This is a genomic window from Arthrobacter roseus (genome assembly GCF_016907875.1).
GTDB lineage: Bacteria > Actinomycetota > Actinomycetes > Actinomycetales > Micrococcaceae > Arthrobacter_J > Arthrobacter_J roseus.
Genome location: NZ_JAFBCU010000001.1, coordinates 170,304 through 188,993 on the forward strand (window position 1 = coordinate 170,304; position 18,690 = coordinate 188,993).

21 protein-coding genes and 1 tRNA gene are annotated in these 18,690 nt (G+C 61.3%); 18 read left to right on the forward strand and 4 right to left on the reverse strand.

What is annotated here, in order from left to right; translation table 11 throughout:
• Positions 1–13 precede the first annotated feature (13 nt).
• The 9 genes from JOE65_RS00850 (at position 14) to JOE65_RS00890 (ending at position 7,039) form a co-directional block, all read left to right on the forward strand.
• On the forward strand, positions 14–505 hold the full coding sequence (locus JOE65_RS00850; RefSeq protein ID WP_205161472.1) for a methylated-DNA--[protein]-cysteine S-methyltransferase: 492 nt from the start codon (positions 14–16) through the stop codon (positions 503–505).
• Between the two features lie 118 nt (positions 506–623).
• Positions 624–1,019, forward strand: a complete 396-nt coding sequence (locus tag JOE65_RS00855) for an RNA polymerase sigma factor (protein ID WP_338021514.1) — start codon at positions 624–626, stop codon at positions 1,017–1,019.
• A 10-nt stretch (positions 1,020–1,029) separates the two neighbouring features.
• Entirely contained in the window at positions 1,030–1,668 is a 639-nt protein-coding gene (locus tag JOE65_RS00860) for a methylated-DNA--[protein]-cysteine S-methyltransferase (protein WP_205161473.1), read from the forward strand.
• A 131-nt stretch (positions 1,669–1,799) separates the two neighbouring features.
• On the forward strand, positions 1,800–3,527 hold the full coding sequence (locus tag JOE65_RS00865) for a carbon starvation CstA family protein (protein WP_205161474.1): 1,728 nt from the start codon (positions 1,800–1,802) through the stop codon (positions 3,525–3,527).
• Positions 3,528–3,531: 4 nt separating this feature from the next.
• Positions 3,532–3,825, forward strand: coding sequence for a cory-CC-star protein (locus tag JOE65_RS00870; protein WP_205161475.1), 294 nt, complete (start codon positions 3,532–3,534; stop codon positions 3,823–3,825).
• Positions 3,816–4,784, forward strand: a complete 969-nt coding sequence (locus JOE65_RS00875) for an ArsA family ATPase (RefSeq protein WP_205161476.1) — start codon at positions 3,816–3,818, stop codon at positions 4,782–4,784. The genes JOE65_RS00870 and JOE65_RS00875 overlap by 10 nt, the downstream gene beginning before the upstream one ends.
• A 76-nt stretch (positions 4,785–4,860) precedes the next feature.
• Positions 4,861–5,901, forward strand: a complete 1,041-nt coding sequence (locus JOE65_RS00880) for a copper resistance D family protein (RefSeq protein WP_205161477.1) — start codon at positions 4,861–4,863, stop codon at positions 5,899–5,901.
• 37 nt (positions 5,902–5,938) lie between these two features.
• The gene (locus tag JOE65_RS00885; protein ID WP_338021515.1) at positions 5,939–6,520 is read left to right on the forward strand and encodes a DNA-3-methyladenine glycosylase I; all 582 of its coding nucleotides are present in this window, start codon (positions 5,939–5,941) and stop codon (positions 6,518–6,520) included.
• A gap of 84 nt (positions 6,521–6,604) precedes the next feature.
• Complete coding sequence (locus tag JOE65_RS00890; RefSeq protein ID WP_205161479.1) at positions 6,605–7,039, forward strand: hypothetical protein; 435 nt, start codon at positions 6,605–6,607, stop codon at positions 7,037–7,039.
• A 51-nt stretch (positions 7,040–7,090) separates the two neighbouring features.
• Here the strand turns inward: JOE65_RS00890 and JOE65_RS00895 are convergent, their stop codons facing one another.
• On the reverse strand, positions 7,091–8,815 hold the full coding sequence (locus JOE65_RS00895) for an FMN-binding glutamate synthase family protein (protein ID WP_205161480.1): 1,725 nt from the start codon (positions 8,813–8,815) through the stop codon (positions 7,091–7,093).
• Between the two features lie 69 nt (positions 8,816–8,884).
• On the opposite strand from JOE65_RS00895, the gene JOE65_RS00900 reads away from it, so the two are divergent.
• Positions 8,885–9,673, forward strand: coding sequence for an MSMEG_6728 family protein (locus tag JOE65_RS00900; RefSeq protein WP_205161481.1), 789 nt, complete (start codon positions 8,885–8,887; stop codon positions 9,671–9,673).
• A 153-nt stretch (positions 9,674–9,826) separates the two neighbouring features.
• Here the strand turns inward: JOE65_RS00900 and JOE65_RS00905 are convergent.
• Positions 9,827–9,902, reverse strand: a tRNA-Ala gene (locus tag JOE65_RS00905).
• A 182-nt stretch (positions 9,903–10,084) separates the two neighbouring features.
• The gene (locus JOE65_RS00910) at positions 10,085–10,603 is read right to left on the reverse strand and encodes a mycothiol transferase (RefSeq protein ID WP_205161482.1); all 519 of its coding nucleotides are present in this window, start codon (positions 10,601–10,603) and stop codon (positions 10,085–10,087) included.
• Positions 10,604–10,768: 165 nt separating this feature from the next.
• Between JOE65_RS00910 and JOE65_RS00915 the strand changes: the two genes are divergently transcribed.
• From JOE65_RS00915 to JOE65_RS00930, 4 genes are all read left to right on the forward strand, one after another.
• Positions 10,769–12,214: a DHA2 family efflux MFS transporter permease subunit gene (locus tag JOE65_RS00915; RefSeq protein WP_205163951.1), complete on the forward strand. Its 1,446-nt coding sequence runs from the start codon at positions 10,769–10,771 to the stop codon at positions 12,212–12,214.
• Between the two features lie 45 nt (positions 12,215–12,259).
• Positions 12,260–12,457 (forward strand): hypothetical protein, encoded by a 198-nt coding sequence (locus JOE65_RS00920; protein WP_205161483.1) that lies wholly within the window; start codon positions 12,260–12,262, stop codon positions 12,455–12,457.
• A 68-nt stretch (positions 12,458–12,525) separates the two neighbouring features.
• A complete protein-coding gene (locus tag JOE65_RS00925) occupies positions 12,526–13,983 on the forward strand; it encodes a S10 family peptidase (protein WP_205161484.1) in 1,458 nt (485 codons plus the stop codon).
• A 143-nt stretch (positions 13,984–14,126) separates the two neighbouring features.
• Complete coding sequence (locus tag JOE65_RS00930) at positions 14,127–14,564, forward strand: glutaredoxin family protein (RefSeq protein ID WP_239536570.1); 438 nt, start codon at positions 14,127–14,129, stop codon at positions 14,562–14,564.
• On the opposite strand, the gene JOE65_RS00935 is transcribed toward JOE65_RS00930, so the two are convergent.
• Positions 14,561–15,058, reverse strand: coding sequence for a DUF456 domain-containing protein (locus tag JOE65_RS00935; RefSeq protein WP_205161485.1), 498 nt, complete (start codon positions 15,056–15,058; stop codon positions 14,561–14,563). The two genes, JOE65_RS00930 and JOE65_RS00935, sit on opposite strands and share 4 nt — an antisense overlap.
• Before the next feature lie 114 nt (positions 15,059–15,172).
• Between JOE65_RS00935 and JOE65_RS00940 the strand changes: the two genes are divergently transcribed.
• The 4 genes from JOE65_RS00940 to JOE65_RS00955 all read left to right on the forward strand — a co-directional run bounded on the left by JOE65_RS00940 (position 15,173) and on the right by JOE65_RS00955 (position 18,622).
• Complete coding sequence (locus JOE65_RS00940; RefSeq protein ID WP_205161486.1) at positions 15,173–16,528, forward strand: YrzE family protein; 1,356 nt, start codon at positions 15,173–15,175, stop codon at positions 16,526–16,528.
• A 159-nt stretch (positions 16,529–16,687) separates the two neighbouring features.
• Positions 16,688–17,272: a hypothetical protein gene (locus JOE65_RS00945; RefSeq protein WP_205161487.1), complete on the forward strand. Its 585-nt coding sequence runs from the start codon at positions 16,688–16,690 to the stop codon at positions 17,270–17,272.
• Positions 17,260–17,499, forward strand: a complete 240-nt coding sequence (locus tag JOE65_RS00950) for a hypothetical protein (protein WP_205161488.1) — start codon at positions 17,260–17,262, stop codon at positions 17,497–17,499. The genes JOE65_RS00945 and JOE65_RS00950 overlap by 13 nt, the downstream gene beginning before the upstream one ends.
• 40 nt (positions 17,500–17,539) lie before the next feature.
• Positions 17,540–18,622, forward strand: coding sequence for a fatty acid desaturase family protein (locus tag JOE65_RS00955; RefSeq protein WP_205161489.1), 1,083 nt, complete (start codon positions 17,540–17,542; stop codon positions 18,620–18,622).
• Positions 18,623–18,690: the final 68 nt, after the last annotated feature.

The following is an 18,690-nucleotide window of genomic DNA, read 5'->3' on the forward strand; positions in this document are numbered from 1 at the left end:
AAAGGATAGGACCATGAAAACCCATGCGGTGATGGACTCCCCCATTGGTGAGCTGACCCTGGTCAATATGGGCGGAACGCTCAGCGCCCTATACATGGAAGTTCACGCGCGCCGCCCCGAGGCCTCTGCCCTTGGTGAGCGTTCAGCCACCGGCTTCGAGCAGGCCACCGAGGAACTCAACGAGTATTTTCGCGGGGAGCGACGATACTTCGCGGTTGCCACCGAAGCGTCCGGCACCGCGTTTCAGGAACGGGTCTGGAAACTGTTGAGGGAGATTCCCTACGGCGAGACTCGAACGTATGCCCAGTTGGCGGATGCACTGGGCGATAGGAAGGCAATCCGCGCGGTGGGAACCGCCAATGGACGCAATCCGCTCTCCATCATTGTGCCGTGCCATCGCGTGGTGGGCTCTGACGGCTCCCTGACGGGTTTTGCGGGCGGACTTGAACGCAAGGAGTACCTGCTGGGGCTGGAAAACCTGGCCCGCCAGAAAGCGCTGTTTTGAGCAAGCCGCCCTTTGAGCAGGTTGTCCGCGACCACGGCCCCACGGTGCTGAGGGTCTGCCGCGCCGTCCTCGGATATCACGAGGCGAGGACGCATGGTCCGAGACCTTTCTCGCCGCTATGGGCGCCTATCCCGCACTGGAAGCGGGCATCACGGTGGAAGCCTGGCTCGTCACCATTGCCAAGCGCAAGGCCATCGATCAGCACCGCATGACCGGGCGGACACCCGTGCCGGTGGATCTTCTGCCGGAAAGCGTTCTGCCGGAAGGTGTCCTGCAGGAGCAAACACTCAGCGAAGACCACGACGGCGAGTTGGCCGCAGCTTTGCAACTGCTTCCGCTGCGACAACGCGAAGCGATCGCGTATCACTATCTTGCGGGATTGCCCTACCGAGAGGTGGCGGAAATTCTGGGCAACTCCGAGGCCGCCGCGCGCAGATCTGCGGCAGACGGAATGCAGAAACTTCGGCTCCATTACCGACAAAGCTTGCCACAGGTGGTGCACCACAATGTCTAACACTTCCTCCATGGCTGAGCGCCTTCTGACCCAACTCAATTCTCTGGAAGCTGGCGAGACTCCATCCGACGGCGGACCCGGAGACCGGGTGCTACTGGACCTGCTTCACGAACGACTAGCCCTCAAAGCAGACGATCAAGGACTGCTGGACATTGCGTATCGCACGGTGGACTCCCCCGTTGGCCCGCTGCTGCTCGCCGCAACTAACCGGGGGCTGCTGAGAGTCGCCTTCGAGCGGGAGGACCACGATTCCGTGCTGGAAACACTCGCAACGAAAGTCAGTGCGCGCATCCTCCGGTCGCCCTCACGGCTGGATGTGGCTGCCCGAGAGCTGGACGAATACTTCTCCGGCAAACGCAGATATTTCGACCTCCTCCTGGACTTGCAGCTGTCCACCGGATTCCGCCGTTCCGTCCTGGACCACCTACCGGAGATCCGCTTTGGGCACACCGTCAGCTACGCAGTCGTTGCCGACCTGGCGGGCAGCCCAAAGGCAGTGCGGGCCGTTGGCACCGCGTGTGCCACGAACCCACTACCCTTAGTGCTGCCATGCCACCGGGTTGTTCGCTCGGATGGCACGCCCGGGGCCTACGTGGGCGGAGCGGATACAAAACTCGATCTCCTGAAGCGCGAGGGCGTGGTTCTGTGAAACCAGAAAACAGCCCGTCCGTGACGAACGGCGGCCTTGGTCCCGCCCACTGATAACACCATGTGATAGCGTGACGCCCATCACTCACATCTCGTCGCCCGCGGCAGCTCACCAGGAAGGTGGATAACTTCATGGGTTCCCTCATACTTATGATCATTGGCTTGGCTGTCATGGCAGCCGGTTACCTGGTCTATTCGAAGTTCCTCGCGCAAAGGGTCTTCAAACTCAACGCCGCTTTCGTGACTCCAGCGCACGAGTTAAAAGACGGCGTGGACTACATGCCCACGAACAAGTTCATTCTGTGGGGCCACCATTTCACCTCCGTCGCTGGCGCTGCCCCCATCGTGGGCCCTGCGATTGCAGTGATCTGGGGCTGGCTTCCAGCCCTACTCTGGGTCACCTTCGGCACCGTATTCTTCGCCGGAATGCACGATTTGGGGACGCTGTGGGCCTCGACGCGCAACAAAGGGCGCTCCATCGGCGCCCTGTCCGCGCGCTACATCGGCAAGCGCGGCGCCAACCTGTTCTTGGTCGTCATTTTCCTTGTCCTGCTCATGGTGATCGCGGCATTCGCCGTCGTCATTAAGAACCTCCTCATCAGCACACCGGGAGCGGTCATTCCCGTGTGGGGCGCCATTGTCGTCGCCCTTCTGGTGGGCGTGGCTGTGTATCGGATGCGCTGGCCCCTGGTGCCGATCACCGTCGTCGGCGTCGTCGTGCTCTATTCGCTCATTGTGGTTGGTGACCGGATGCCGGTGGTGCTCCCGGAATCAACCCTCGGCATGTCCCCGGCCACCTTCTGGATTGTCGCGCTGTTTGTCTACGGAGCGATTGCTTCCCTGCTGCCAGTATGGGTTCTGCTTCAGCCGCGGGACTACATCAATGGGGTGCAGCTGTTTGTCGGATTGATCCTGCTGTTCGGATCCGTCCTGCTGGCTACGCTGTTCTCCGCAACACCACCGGAGATCGTCGCGCCAGCCATCAACATGAACGTTCCCGCGGGCACGCCAAGCATGATTCCTCTGCTGTTCGTGACCATCGCGTGTGGCGCTATCTCGGGATTCCACGGCATGGTGGCCTCAGGCACCACGTCGAAGCAACTCGATAAGGAAACGGATGCTCGTTTTGTCGGGTACTTCGGCGCCGTCGGCGAGGGACTTCTCGCGCTTGGAACAATTCTCGCCGTCATCGGTGGATTCAAATCAGTTGCCGAGTGGAACGAGATCTACAGCGAGTTCGGGACAGCGGGGGTCAACGCCTTTGTCCAGGGCGGTGCAACGCTGATGCAGAACGGCATCGGCCTGCCAGCATCGCTCAGCGCCACAGTACTGGCTACCATGGCCGTATTGTTCGCAGCAACCACCATGGACACCGGCATGCGGCTGCTGCGCTTTGTGGTCCAGGAAGCCGGTGAGGCCTTCAAGCTCAAGATCGGCAAGGTCCCCGCAACACTCATTGTTGTGGTCCTTGGCCTCGGCCTGACGTTCTCGCAGGGTCTCGGCGGCGAAGGTGGTCTGCGCATCTGGCCGCTGTTCGGAACCACCAACCAGCTGATGGCATCGCTGAGCCTTTCAATCATCGCCGTCATACTGATTCGCAAGGGGCGCAACCCCATCACCGCGATGATTCCGCTCGTGATCATATTCGTCATGGCATTCTGGGCGGCACTCGAACAGCTTGGCAGTTTCATGGACCCGAGCAACCCGGATTGGATGCTCTTCGCGCTCGACGTCATCATTATTGTGGCCAGCGTGTGGGTGGCCGTCGAATCGATCATCGCCATGCGCAACGCCAGGAACCTGCCGCCGGAACACGAGGACGCCGACGCGGAACTGACGGCAGTCAGAGAAGACGTCTAACCGAATGGAATCATTACCGCCTGGCTGGCGCCGAGAGAAGCTCCTCCGGCGCTGGTCAGCGTTCAGTGCGGGCCTGCACGAGTTCTACGTGGGACCGTACCGCCAGATGTTCAAACGGGAGAAGCAGGACGAAGACGACCTGTTCATGATCGCGGTCCTGGGCGAAGCTCTCGGCGTGCCCGACCCAGCCGCGTATTACACCGCCGAACTCATGCCCGCCGTCTGGGAAAACTTCCATACCTGGCATCGCCGCATCGGAATTCCCCGCTCGCCATTGGACCATATCGGATGCTGCTGACTCTCGCTAGCGAACGGAGAGTGCTCTTCGTCGGTGGCAAAGGCGGAGTTGGCAAGACCTCCGTGGCATCGGCTCTGGCTCTTGCCCGCGCTCGGAACGGCGGACGGGTGCTGCTCGTGTCAACTGACCCTGCGCACAATCTCGGTCACATCTGGGACATGAAGTTATCAGATGCTGCGGCCCGAGTTTTCACGGCATCCAATGGATATGTGGATGCCGTCGAGATAGACCCGCAGGCCACCATCGAACGTCACTTCAAGGCTGTCGGCGCCACGATGATGAAACTCCTTCCCGAGCAACTGCACCGCTCGGCCAAGCAACACCTCGAGCTCGCCAAGACAGCACCGGGCAGCCACGAATCAGCCGTCCTTGAACGGATAGCCGAACTCATGGACCAAAGCGTCGACACCTATGATCTGGTCCTCTTCGACACCGCACCATCAGGGCACACCCTTCATCTACTCACCCTGCCAGAGAAGTTGACTGGGTGGACGGAGTCGTTGCTCGCCAGCCGCTCACGATCGGAGCGATTCGCTGCGGCCGCCCGCGGGATTGTCGGCGGTGAAGATCCGCAGGCAGTGGCTGAATCAGAGTTGAGACGCACATTGATCGCCCGCCGTGACCGCTTTGCCCGCATGCGGACGACCATCACCGACGACACCGCCACTGGCTTCGTCATTGTCACCCTCGCCGAAAAGATGCCCGTGGCCGAATCTCTGGACATCGTCAGTCAACTGCGCGAGCTGGGAATCGACGTCGCCTCCCTTGTTATCAACCGCCGATCCCCTGCTGACGCTGGTGCCTTCCTCGCCGAACGACGAAAAGGTGAAGACGCCTGCCTGCACGTGCTCCGCGAACGCCTCGATAGTGTGCCGATGACTGAGCTGCCGCTGCTGGTTCGAGACATGACAGGCGCAGATGCATTGGAGGAACTCGCGGCGCTACTCAAAGCTGGGTAGCGGCGCAACACACTGCAGTGGTTGGATTCTCGCTGAGCGGGCTTAGTATCGCTGTGGAGGACGTGGAAAGGCGCTCATGCAATCATCGCGGGAAAGTGCTGCTGTCAGCACACAACACCGACAGCACAGCCCGTGGCTCGCCGTGGTCTCTTTGGCTGTGCTCATCGCGGCTGCGGTGCCGGTGACGGTTCTGTTGGTGTCCGATGACGGCTCCACCGGGAATCTTATCGAGTGGACGCTGCCGTTGGTGCGGGTTCTGGTACACCTGACAACCCTCGCAACGATCGCGTTGTTGAGCGTCGCGGCATTGCTCCCAGCGCGGGATGACAATCTGGAGGCCCTTACCCTGGCTGCCCGGAGGCTCGTCGTTCATGGCAGTGCAGCGGCCTGGATTGCCGTGCTCGCGTGCATCCTCCTGCTGTTGTGGACCTACTTCAACGTCCTCGGGACAGGGCCCTTTGAAGGTGCTGACCTCAGCCATTTCGGTGAATTCCTGAGTGTCCTCGCCTCCGGCCGGGCATTGATAGCGCAGATAGGGCTACTCTTGGCGAGTGCACTGCTCGCCGCCGTCGCGCAGAGCACCATTCCATTGCGGATGGCGCTCTTCCTGGCGGTAGCTGCGACCACCACACTGGCGCTCGGCGGTCACTCCGGGTTCCAGGGCGGTCATGACATCGCTATGTTCAGCCTGGCTGCGCACCTCGCGGCGGCGTCACTCTGGGTTGGCGGCCTGACAGGCTTGGGATGGCTGGCGAAAAGAACACCTGATCTGTTGCGGCCAGCCGTTGCCCGATTCAGCCGGTGGGCGTTGATCTACGCTGTAGTCGTGGGGACAAGTGGCGTCATCAACGCGCTGGTACGGGTGGAAAGTTTACCCCTCCTCTTCAGTTCCCTCTACGGGCTGGTGTTGCTGCTCAAAGTCGTTGCCTTCACCGGACTGGTGGTTTTTGGGGCGTTGCACAGGCGACGGCTGCTCCGGCTGGCTACGTTCACAACTAAATCCTTCCTGCAACTGGCGGCTGGCGAACTTCTGGTTATGGGGGCAGCTTATGGGTTCGCTATTGCGCTGGTGAGCCTGGACCCGCCAACGGCCGCTGCGCTCTCGATCATCGGTTAGGCTCAGCCATCCTGTGAATACGCCACGAAAGGACGCCGTGACTTCACCACCGGAACTCATTCGCACCCCGTGGGCGCTGTCCCATCCGTTGCTGCTGGAATACTACGACACAGAGTGGGGCACGCCCGTATACACGGAGCAGGGACTGTTTGAGCGACTCAGTCTGGAAGCATTTCAAGCCGGACTCTCCTGGCTGACCATTTTGAAGAAGCGGCCCGCCTTCCGTGACTCATTTCACCAGTTCAACCCGGATGCAGTCGCCGTTATGTCAGATGCGGAGCTGGACCAACTCATGCTGAACCCGGACATCATCCGGAACCGTCAGAAAATCGTGGCCACCCGCAACAACGCGCGGGCCACCATCACGTTGCGGGAAGACGGAGGTCTCAGCGACTTCCTGTGGTCCTTCAAACCGGGCTCCACGCCATGCCCTGAGACGGCGTCGGAGGTTCCCACCACGTCCCCCGAATCTCTGGCTTTGTCCAAAGCGCTGCGGAAGCGAGGATTCTCCTTCGTGGGACCGACCACTATGTACGCGTTAATGGAAGCCGTCGGGATGGTGGACACTCACATCATGGCCAGTCACCGCCGGGGCGTCTCCGGGATCTGGCCCCACTAGATTGTGTGACTCAAGCAAGGGTTGTGCTCGCTTTCGACGAGGCGAGCGCTACGATGTGTGTGGGGACTCCAGCTGGGGGAGTTCATGAGTTGGGGAGTTCCATTGGACGTCGATCTGCATCACATCTTGTCCTCTTCGAACGTGCCTGCACGTGCCGCCAACAGACCGCAACGAACCCCGAATCGGTTGATGCGCTTCCGGAGAGCACGGACACTTCTCGCGGCCGTTATACTCTTCTGGTTCTGGGTCTGGCTGGGCAGCGCATCCATGATCTCAAGTCTCTTCCACCTGCCACTCTGGGCGATGCTGGCCACCTACGCGTTGGCCGTGAGCGTCCTCGTATCATTCCCCCTAGCACTCGGCGCTACGGTCCAGATGCACCTGATGCGCAGCAGCCCGGTACGGGCAATGAGGCGACGTTCCTTCATTCGCGCATCAGAGCCAGCACAAGCCGACGTCGTCAGGCTCCCCCGCCGCCCGTCGCTACCGCCTAGCCGCCAGCTGTCCAAAGGCGCCTGAGCGGCTCGTCGACCAGGCTGGTCGCCTCGCAACGAGCCAGGTCAGCGAAGACTACTTCCCCAGTTCGCCCTCGGGACGTCCAACCTGCCCTGCAGGCTGGTGGAGGTCACCCGGGATCCGCTTTTCGTCATAGTCGGGGCTTCCTTTAACGGAGTCCGCTTTCTGCTGCGTGTTCGGCTCCACTTCACGACGTAGTTCGCCAAAGTAATCCGCATTGGCCCACTCCCAGTCCTCAGCCCAGGTGCGCGGTGGGTCGCTGAGCAGTTCACCGGGTTCCATCCAGTTGTAGATGTTCGCGTAAGACCTCGTTGCCAGGTGGTCCACACGACGCCGGAGCATCCGCGGTGAGAGTTCGTCCGGCGACGTGCAGCCCATGGACGCCATGATCTGCACGCATTCGTCGACGGTGAGTTTCTGGTAGTTGAAGACCCGATTGCCCTTGTCCTCAACGTTCAGGGCGCGCGTGAGGCGCGGATCCTGTGTCGCGACGCCAACCGGGCACTCGTTCGTGTGGCACTTCTGTGCCTGGATGCAGCCTGTGGCCATCATCATGGCGCGTGCACTGAGCGTGAAGTCGGCGCCCTCGATGAGGCGTTTGACGATGTCCGAGCCGGAGGCCACTTTGCCAGCGGCACCGATCCGGATCTGGTCCCGCAACCCCACGCCTACGAGCGCGTTGTGCACCAGCATGAGACCCTCCGTCAGCGGTGTGCCCACGTTGTCCTGGTATTCAAGCGGCGCAGCACCGGTTCCACCTTCGGAGCCATCGATAACAATGAAGTCAGGGGCGATGTTCTCTTCGAGCATGGCCTTACACATAGCCAGAACGTCCACCCGGGATCCAACGCAGAACTTGAACCCAATGGGCTTACCGTTGGTCAGTTCACGCAGTTTCTTCACAAACAACATCAATTCGCGAGGTGTACTGAACTCGCTGTGGCTGGCCGGTGAAATGCAATCGACTCCCACTGGAACTCCGCGGGCCTCCGCGATGAGAGGCGTCACCTTCACTCCGGGAAGTACACCGCCCAGCCCAGGCTTGGCTCCCTGGGACAGCTTGATGCTGATGCCCTTGACCTCTTCATACGCAGCCTTTTCGGCGAAAAGTTTCGGATCGAAATGGCCATCTGCATCACGCGCCCCGAAGTAGCCGGACCCGATTTCCCAGATGAGATCCGCTCCGTACTGCAGGTGGTACTTTGTCAGCCCGCCCTCCCCGGTCTCATGCACAAAGCCGCCAATCGCAGCACCCCGGTTCATGGCCAGCACCGCATTGGCGGACAGAGAACCGAAGCTCATGGACGAGATGTTCATCAGCGAAATGTCATAAGGCTGCGTGCACTGCGGCCCACCTAGCCGAACCCTTGGATGCGCCTTCGGGGTTGCCACCGGCGCCGTCGAATGGATCAGATACTCATATCCCATTTGGTTGACGTCGCGCTCAGTACCAAAGGCCTTATGGCTGTTCTCGCCCTTGGCCCGGGCATAGACCAGGGACCGCACGTCCCGGCTGAACGGCTTTCCCTCAGTGTTCTCCTCAATGAAGTACTGCTGTATTTCCGGCCGGATCGACTCCAGCAAGTACCGCATGTGCCCGATCACCGGAAAGTTCCGCAGGATGGAATGCCGGGTCTGCACAACGTCCCAGATCCCCACCACCAGAACAATGAGTACGACGACGGCCAGCACCCACCAGCCAGCAGAACCAAGAGAGGCTGCCACCACAGTGACAAAACCGAGGATAACCAGAAGAGCGATAATGAGAAACCGAACCATACCTCGAGTCTACGTCCGTCTGCAGGCTGCGTGGGCCGGTCCGCGCGGTCATCGGCCTAGACTTAGCTGGTGCAAACTTTCCTCCCCTACCCTGACTTCCGCGAAAGTGCGGCCTCCCTCGACACCGGCCGTCTCGGCAAACAGCGAGTGGAGGCACTTCAGATCCTGCGCGCGCTCGTCATTCCGGACTACGGATGGCGTTCCCACCCGGCAGTACGGATGTGGATGGGCCATGTGCCCGCGCTGACCGCGTACGGGCTCGCCATGGTGGATCAGTGGATCGAGCAAGGCCACGACGACTCCACTCGCAGCAAAATTCAGGAGTTCACTCCCGCTACGCCGTCTCGTGAAGACCCTGTCATGCCGCCCTGGCTTGGAGATCCCGCCTTCCACCTCGCGCACCGATCCAACCTGATTCGCAAGGACCCGGACTTCTATCTGCCCGTGTTCGACGGCGTCCCGCAGGACCTCCCCTATATATGGCCCGAACCAGCCGACGTGCAACTGCCGCAGGCGCCGTCGTCGGGCGCTCTCTGGGTTTTCCGCGCCAGCCCTGACCAGCGCGACGACGACCAACTGGTGATGCGCCGGAGCGGACCGAAGCGCAAATCGCCCAAATGGCAACGGCAGGCTCAGGCGTTCACCACGCTGATGGAACCGGGCACGCACGTTGCCGTCACGTACGACAGCGGCGAAACCTTTCGTACGGGCACGGTCACCGGCGAGGTCGAAACACTGCTCGACGGTGCCCTGGCCCGGACCGTGGCGTTCGACGGCGAGCGCGACCGCGCGTCCTTCCCGCAGCCAGCGCTGTTGCAGGATCCGAAGACGTTGTTCGCCGTCGCCGTCGCTGGCTAGCCTCTGCCCGCAGCCAGCGTCTGCCCGCCCCCATCGGCGCGACGTCGGGGTTTGTCCGCCCCCATCGGCGCGACGTCGGGGTTTGTCCGCGAAATCACCCCGCACAACCGGTGATCTCGGTGCTGCGGGGTGACTTCGCGCCAAGGCGGTGCGTGGTGGAGCTAAGGGGATTCGAACCCCTGACCTTCTCATTGCGAACGAGACGCGCTACCAACTGCGCCATAGCCCCTCACTGGCCAAACGACGTCGGCCTGCTCTAGAAACTGTAGTCCCCACCGGCCTCGAGCTCAACTGGAGGGCACACAACCTGCAACGCACAGAAACGTGGCGGAGGTGCAAACGCGTGGTGCCGAAACCACGCAGCTGCACCTCCGCCACGTTTCTGTGGGAAGTCCGCGGAAAGAGGAAGCGTCAGCCGCGGTGGACCAGACCCCGCACGTACACAGCCTGCCCGGCGTGCTGGATGCAGTCGTCGATCACGCTGACAATCCGTGCCCCCAGCGTCACTGCCGGTACGTAGCTCTTATCGACCACGCGGTCCAAATCCTCAACCGAGAGTCCGCGGACGAACTCGAGTGTCCGCCCGTGAACGGCGTCGTAATATCCCTCCAACAGAACAGGAGACTCGACGCGCACAGCGGAAACCTCAGCGGAATCGTGGCCATACCCAATGTCCAATGAGTCAAACGGCAGCGCGAACCGATCCGCCCAGCCGTCCGCGGTATAGGCCTGTACCGTCCCAGCAGCCTTGGCCATGTGGTCATCCTGCACCCGCGACAGATGCCAGATCAGCCACGCAATGGAGTTGCCATCGCCGGAGACACCGGACGGCCGAGCCATCAACTCCGACGCCGTCAGGTCCTTCACCGCGCCGCGCACGTTGGTCCGGACTCGGTCAAACGCATCTGTTAAAAGCTCGTTATGGTTCATGTGCCCATGGTGACATAACGAATCTCACACCGCGATAGTTGCCATAAAGAACCGAATGTCGGTCTGCACAAGTAGCCTTTCTGGGTGACATCAAAAACTGACGCGACTCCGGCCGCGGACATCAGGGCATGGCCCGCGCTGTGGTCTCTGGTGATCGGCTTCTTCATGATTCTGGTTGACTCCACCATCGTGTCCGTCGCGACCCCCGCTATCATGACCGGATTCGACACCGATATTGACAGCGCGCTCTGGGTCACCAGCGCATACTTGCTGGCGTACGCGGTGCCGCTGCTCATCACTGGGCGTCTAGGCGACCGCTTCGGTCCGCGCCGGGTCTATCTGGCCGGGCTGGTTGTTTTCACGCTCTCCAGTGCGTGGTGCGGTTTCGCCTCGGACATCGAATCGCTGATTGTGGCGCGCGTGGTTCAGGGACTCGGAGCCGCGCTCATGACCCCACAGACCATGTCCGTCATCACCCGCATTTTCCCACCCGAAAAGCGCGGGGCCGCCATGGGCCTGTGGGGCTCAGTGGCTGGCGTCGCGACACTGATTGGCCCCGTTATGGGCGGCCTTCTCGTGGATTCGTTGGGCTGGGAGTGGATTTTCTTCATCAACGTGCCGGTCGGCGTCGTCGGCTTCATCCTCGCCTACCGCTTGGTTCCGCACCTGCAGACCACGAGCCACCGGTTCGACATCCTTGGCGTTTTCCTCAGCGGAATCGGCATGTTCGCACTGGTCTTCGGGATCCAGGAAGGCGAATCGTATAACTGGGGTCCCATTGCTGGCCCTATCTCGGTCTGGTCTTTGATCATCAGTGGCGCACTTCTGCTGACCGCGTTCATTCTGTGGCAGCACTTCAACCGTGGTGAACCTCTGGTGCCGCTGCGATTGTTCAAAGACCGCAACTTTTCCCTGGCCAATACGGCCATCTCATCGATGGGTTTCGCCATCACGGCCATGGTTCTGCCGCTCATGCTGTATGCGCAGAACGTCCGCGGCCTCACCCCAACGCAGGCAGCGCTGCTGCTGACGCCTATGGCTGTGATCTCCGGGGCGCTGGCGCCGTTTGTGGGCAAGCTCGTACAGCGTCGCGATCCGCGCTTTATAACGATGGCTGGGTTTGCCGCACTGGTTGTCAGCTTGTTCTGGCTGGGTGCCATTCTGACCCCGGACGTCCCGATCTGGCACCTGCTGCTCCCGATTTCCCTGCTCGGCCTCGCCAGTGCAGGCATCTGGTCGCCCGTGTCATTGACCGCAACCCGCAACCTTGCGCCGTCCCTTGCCGGGGCCGGCTCCGGTGTCTACAACACCACACGCCAGGTTGGCGCTGTTTTGGGCAGTGCGGCCATCGCTGCCATGATGCAGTCACGTTTGGTGGCGAACCTCGGCGAGAGTGAGGGAAGCGGCCCCCGGGCTGCGGGCGAAGGCGCCATGCCGGACGCCGTCGCCTCCGGTTACGCGCTGGCCATGGGCCAGTCGCTGTACCTCCCGGCCGCAGTAGTGATTGTCGGCCTTCTGTCGGCAATCTTCTTCGCCAAACCGGAGGGCAGCCGCGTGTGGAATTCGGACGCCGCTGCAATCAAAACTGGTGGCGGCCGTTCGCACGATTGAGCTTTGGTCCTTACATCCGTGGCAGAGCCCGCCTATGCTGGCTGGATGACTCAGACACCGAAGAACTACAGAGACTACCTGGACGATGCTGCCCCGGAAGTTGCCAAAGTCGTGGAACCGGTATTGAAGCAATCCGTGGCCGACGGCGAGCACGGCGTTCTGGTCACCCTTTTCCCGGAGGAGGCGCATGCGCAGGTTTCCCCCGAGGTTCCGTTTGGACAGATCCATGTTGAGCAACGGTAGCGGCAGGGCCTGATTCCACTATTCGGGCAGGGGTAGTTGCTCTCCGCAACCACCGCTAGGCTGTGGCCATGGCAGATGACAAGGACACCGCAGGCACAGTACCCGTCGACGCACCAGAGGTGAAGGACGTCAGCGACGACTTCACCACACGTCAGCACACCACGGCGTCGGGCTTGAAATACACAACGACGACGGGCCGACTGGTCCTGCGCCTCGAGGAGACCAAGGACGGGAAGACGGACGGCTTCAAGCCGAAGGCGGAGATCTTCGTAGTTGCTTATACCGCTGATTCCGCGGACATGAAGCGCCCGGTCACGTTCGCCTTCAACGGCGGACCAGGTTCCGCATCCGTGTGGCTGCACCTTGGTTTGCTGGGTCCGCGCATGGTGGATTCAGGCGACGTCGGGAGCCTGACACCAGCGCCGTATGGTCTGGTGGACAACCCTGAGAGTATCCTCGAGCACAGTGACCTCGTGATGATTGACCCCGTCAACACCGGCTTCTCTCGAGTGGTGGAAGGCGGCGAAACCGATCAGTTCCACGCGTTCGTTGAAGACCGCGACCTTGTCGCTGAAGTGATTCGACTCTGGACCACGCGCAACAACCGGTGGCTCTCGCCCAAGTATCTGGTGGGTGAATCCTACGGAACCCTGCGCGCCGTCGCCGTCGCAGGCAGGCTCTTTGACGCCTACGGTATGGCCGTCAATGGGCTGGGACTGATTTCCACCGTCCTGAACATGTCCACCCTTCGGTTCTTCCCCGGTAGCGATGTCCCCTACGCCCTGCACCTGCCCACGTATGCTGCCATCGCCCACTATCACGGCCGCCACGGCGACCGCCCTCTGGCCGACGTCGTTCGGGAGGCGGAGGAGTTCGCGGCGAAGGACTTTGGCTATGCACTCACGCAGGGGTCGCGCCTGAGTGAAGCGGAATACGACGACGTTGTGCGACAGATCGCGGAGCTCACCACCCTGGACGAAGGATTCATCCGTCGATCAAACCTGCGGTGGGCTTATCATGAGTTCGCAGCCGAACTCCTGCGTGGTGACGGGCTGGCCGTTGGCCGTATCGATGGGCGGTTCACGGCGCCGCCAGCGAAACTGCATGCGTCGGAAGCCTTTGATGATCCGAGTATCCGCGCGATCACCGGCCCCTACGCCGCGGCCATGAACCATTATGTGCGGGCGGAGCTCGGCTACGAGAATGATCTGCCGTACGAGATCCTCACCGCCCGCGTTCACCCGTGGAGTTACAAGACGTTCGAGGGATCACCCGTGGATGTCTCCCCGGTGCTTGAACGCCTCATGGTCCACAACCCGAACCTCCGGGTTCATGTGGACTACGGCTATCACGACGGCGCCACTCCCCATTTCGCCGCGGAATACGTGTGGGCACACATGAATCTGGACGAGGACGCCCGCTCCCGCTTCACGCATCACTACCACGAGGCCGGGCACATGATGTATCTGAAGCCGGAGTGCCGCTTGGCGCAGCTGGAGGCGCTGAAGCACTTCGTGACGGCCTGACTAACGCCGCCGCACCCACCCCTACCGACGCGTCTTCCACGGCCCAACTTCCGCCCATGCGTCCGCAGTAATTGTTGGAATAGCCCGGAATCCTACTCTATTCCAACAACTACTGCGGACGCGTTCAGCAGAACGGTGAAATTATGATCTCTCTCATGCGCTGGGCCAATGCGACGGCGTTGGCGGCAGCCGCCATCGTGCTCCTGATCATTTTCAGTCAGGACGGGCGGTGGGTGATTGGCGGGATAGCCGCCGTCGTGCTGCTGGTTGGCGCCTGGTTTCTCAGTCCGCTCAACGGACGGAGCTCCACGAAGTGGACAGGCAACCACGGTAAAGACGAGGTTGTTATTTTCTGGCGACCGGGCTGTGTCTTCTGCATACGCATGAAGGCCTCCCTTGGCCGAGCTGGGCGCAAGGCAACCTGGTACAACATCTGGAGCGATCCCGCTGCCGCCGAATTTGTTCGGGCGCACAACAACGGAAATGAGACAGTACCTACCGTGATCCTGCGAGGAGGGGTCGCGACGAATCCTGAGCCCGGAACGGTTCGTCAAGCACTTGAGCGGGTTGGTCAGCGCTAGGACAGGGCGTTGATCCAGAGTCCGGTGACCCACACAGTGCCAGCGGCAAAGCCGCAGCCCAGCTCAACGAGGATGCCGAGACCAGTGGCCTTCAGCGCAGCATAGCTGGAGGACCACGCGGGGCCAAACTCTTTGTGCCGGGTCAGCTCGCTCAGGAACAAGCCCAGCGCGAACCCCACAAACAGGCCGACGACGGGAATGACGAACATCCCGACGACACCGAGTACCAGCCCTGCAAGGATCGACCAGCTCGGAATTTTCCGCTGCTTCATGGTGCGTCCGGTCAAAATGGCGCTGGCTGTCATGCCGACAATGACCAGCGCCGCGCCCACCCCGAACACAACCCACCCAGCCGCGGTCTGAACGGTCAGCGCCCAGATGAGCAGACTGCCGGCAATGAGTAGACTTCCAGGCAGCACCGGAACGATGATTCCCACAATGCCGACGCCAATGAGTAGCGCACACAGCACGGCGACCACGATCTGCGTATCCATGGTCCCATCCTGCCACTGGTTCATGCCCTGAGGGCCATATTCCACTTGTCGGCACCCCAACGTCTCACTAAGGTTACTTACAACGTGGTTTTTGACCGCAACTAGGAGGTAGCTATGAGTACCAACCAGTCAGACGGCAACAACGGTCGCCGAGATGTCCCCGAAGACATAGGACGCGAATCGAAGCAGACGGGCGACGACCGCCCTACTTTGGGCGAGCGGCTCACTGGGCGTGGGCGTCGTGGTGGCGAGGGCCGCGATGTGGACTCACGCGATCCGAACCCTCGCGATAGCGATCGCAGGGATGCTACAAGTCACGGCGACCATATCGCGGGCACCACCAATGATGCGTCTGGGTCGAGGGCACAAGGTATCGGCGACGATGGATCGGCCCGGGACGGAGCGTCTCGGGAGGGGTTGCGTGCAGACACGAACCGCGAGCGGCTCGGTGAGGGAAGTACCCGCAGGCCTACGAACGACGGCGGCAATGACCGGACTAATAAAGACGGCGCCCGCTACGAACATCGCTCCGCGGGTTCCTCGCCCGTAGCAGGCGGGACCGGCGGCGCTGCAGGTACTGGGGCGGGAGCAGCCGGAGCTGGGCTCGAGGGCACCAGCGCGACGAGCCCCGGACCACGCGCCGACCGTGCCTCTGCTCGGACGGACGGTCCAACCGATGACCGACCGCGCGATGACGACCAGGTTGGGCGCGACACGGACGACAACCGTCGGAACGGCGAAGAAACGCGGGCGATGCCGGTAACGCACACCAAGGATCCGGATGAAGACCGTAGACGTCGGGACCGGGACGTCGACGGTGATCGTGGTCACGACCGCGATTCCTCCGCCGCGGGAGTTGGAGTCGGGGCTGGTGCGGCGGCGATGCCAGCGAACCGTGAGGCGCTGCTGGACCGCGAGAAGGAACAATTTGGCGGCATGAAGTTCGGGTCGGCGTTCTTTGGCTGGTTGACGGCTACGGGCCTGGCTGTGCTGCTGACTGCGCTGGCGGCCGCCATCGCGTCCGCAGTGGGCGCATCAACAAACACGAGCATCAACGAGATTGCCAACACGGCAGCTGAGGATCCGGCATCGGTGGGCATCCCGGCAGCGATCGTTATCGGCGTGATACTGCTGATCTCTTACTATGCGGGCGGCTACGTTGCCGGGCGTATGGCGCGCTTCAACGGGATGAAGCAGGGGGTCGCCGTGTGGCTCTGGGCAATTATCATCGCCGTTGTTCTGGGCATTCTCGGCATCATTTTCGGTGACGCTTTCAGTGAACAGCTGGCGAACATGAACACGTTCCCGCGGATTGAAGCGAGCCAGTTCACCACGGGCGGCGTCGTCGCCCTGCTGATTGCTCTGGCGATTGCACTGCTGGGAGCGGTCCTCGGAGGACTCACCGGTATGCGCTATCACCGCAAGATCGACCGAGCCACGTACGACGACGACGTTCGTGGCACCCGGTAAGTAACTCCACCAGAAAAACACAGTGCAGCTCTTGTGACCTTTAGCAGTGAAGGCCGCAGGGGCTGCACTTTTGTTTGGGCGCGCAGGAGTCAGGAAAGTTTTCCACAGCCGGTGACCGACCAAGAGCGCCGGCGTTGAGGACGTGGAAAACTCAAGACCATGGATATCTCTGACGGCTCGCGGTTCAACCATGGACTTGAGGGCGACTCCTACCCGCGCCCCTTCAGCTCTTCCGGGACAATGCGCCGCGGCGTCGTCGCATTCGGCATCTCTCTGGCGCTCTTGGTATTCGCATATTTCCTCGTTACTTGGTCAGAGTATTTCCCGGCCAGCATGGTGGCCGCAGCTGCCGCTTTCGTTACCTTGCTGGCACCTATCTGGGACTCGAGCACAATCCACGACAACGCGTATGAGCTGATCAGGGATACCGCAGGTGAGGAAATGATTCAGGTGCAGGACAAAACCCAGTTTCGGCTCTGGTGCGCCCGCCTGCTGCTGGCATCTCTGCTGTTGGCGGCATTTTTTGTGGGAAACGGTGAAGCGGTGTGGGGGGCCTGCTTCGGCGTCGTGGCCCTGATGCTCCTACTGTCTGTGATATTCGGCAAATTCCCAAGCCCTGCAACCCTGGTTCTGGACAACCCGAGGACTATCACCACCTACTCTGGAACAACATCACCTCGATCACGCCGACCAGTCAGGGCATGCCGGGCTGGGGGTGGCTCAGGGAGCCCATGCGCTACATAGACATTCGCTACCTGGGCTATGAAGCCGGACCCGCAGAACCAGACACAGTCAAATTGCCGATGGAGCAGCGGATCCTGCTGATTCACTGCAGAATGCCCCCAGAAACTCTTTTGGATCTGTTGTACCTGTTGTGGCTGACTCCGAAAGCTCGTGAGTACGTTGGGCAACCAGAGCTACTGCTGGAGCAGATTCGCCAAGCGCCGACCGCAACCGTCATAACTCGGTAATGCGCAGGCTACGTACATTTTCAACCTGTATTGTGAACACATGAGCACAACTACCTCCGGGCGCGCTGTTCGCGTGTCAAAACCGAACGACATCGTCGCCTCGTACTCTGTCCTGCTTAAGCAGGTCCGTAGCGAAGGACTGCTGACGAGACGTCGAGGGTTCTACATCTCCCTCTTTATCCTTCTCACATTGGCGCTCGGCGCGGCCTGGACAGGCTTCGCTCTCCTGGGCGACACGTGGTTCCAGCTCCTGATTGCAGGGGTTCTCGGTATCATCTTCACGCAGATCGCGTTCCTGGCCCACGAGGCATCCCACCGCCAAATCTTTAAGAGCCGTGGAGCCAATGATTGGTCCGGCCGAGTATTGGCCGCTGGAGTTGTTGGCATCAGTTACGCGTGGTGGATGGACAAACATACCCGGCACCACAATGACCCAAACGTCGTGGGCAAAGACCCAGACATTGAGCTAGACACCATCTCCTTCATTGAAGAGGATGCGGCGAAAGCCAAGGGCGTCCTGGCCTGGATCACCCGTCGCCAGGGTTACCTGTTCTTCCCACTCCTCACGCTCGAGGGATTCAACCTGCACGGACGCTCCATGCAGACACTCTTCCAGCGCAGTCCCGTCAAGGGTCGCTGGGTGGAGCTGGCGCTTATCGGGCTACGGTTCGGCGCATACTTCGGCGTTCTGTTCTGGTTCCTGCCCGTGGGCATGGCATTCGCGTTCATCGGCGTGCAGATGGCCGTCTTCGGCGTATACATGGGCGCATCGTTCGCACCGAACCACAAGGGAATGCCCATCATTCCGCGTGGCAGCAAGCTGGACTTCTTCCAGAAGCAGGTGCTCACCGCGCGCAACATCCGCGGCGGCTCTTTCATCAACAACTTCTTTGGCGGTCTGAACTACCAGGTTGAGCACCACCTGTTTCCAGACATGCCGCGCCCACACCTGCGCAAGGCCAGCGCCATCGTCAGAGAGCACTGTGCGCGACTGAAGGTGCCCTACACCGAAGTTGGCGTTGCTGCGTCCTACGCTTCTGTTGTCAGCTACCTGAACCGTGTTGGTCTCGCCGCCCGTGATCCGTTCGACTGCCCCATGGTGAACCGCTACCGCAGGCAGTAGCGCCAGTACCGAACCTCTTAACAACAGCGGCCCACCCCTTTCCCGGGGTGGGCCGCTGTTGTTATGTC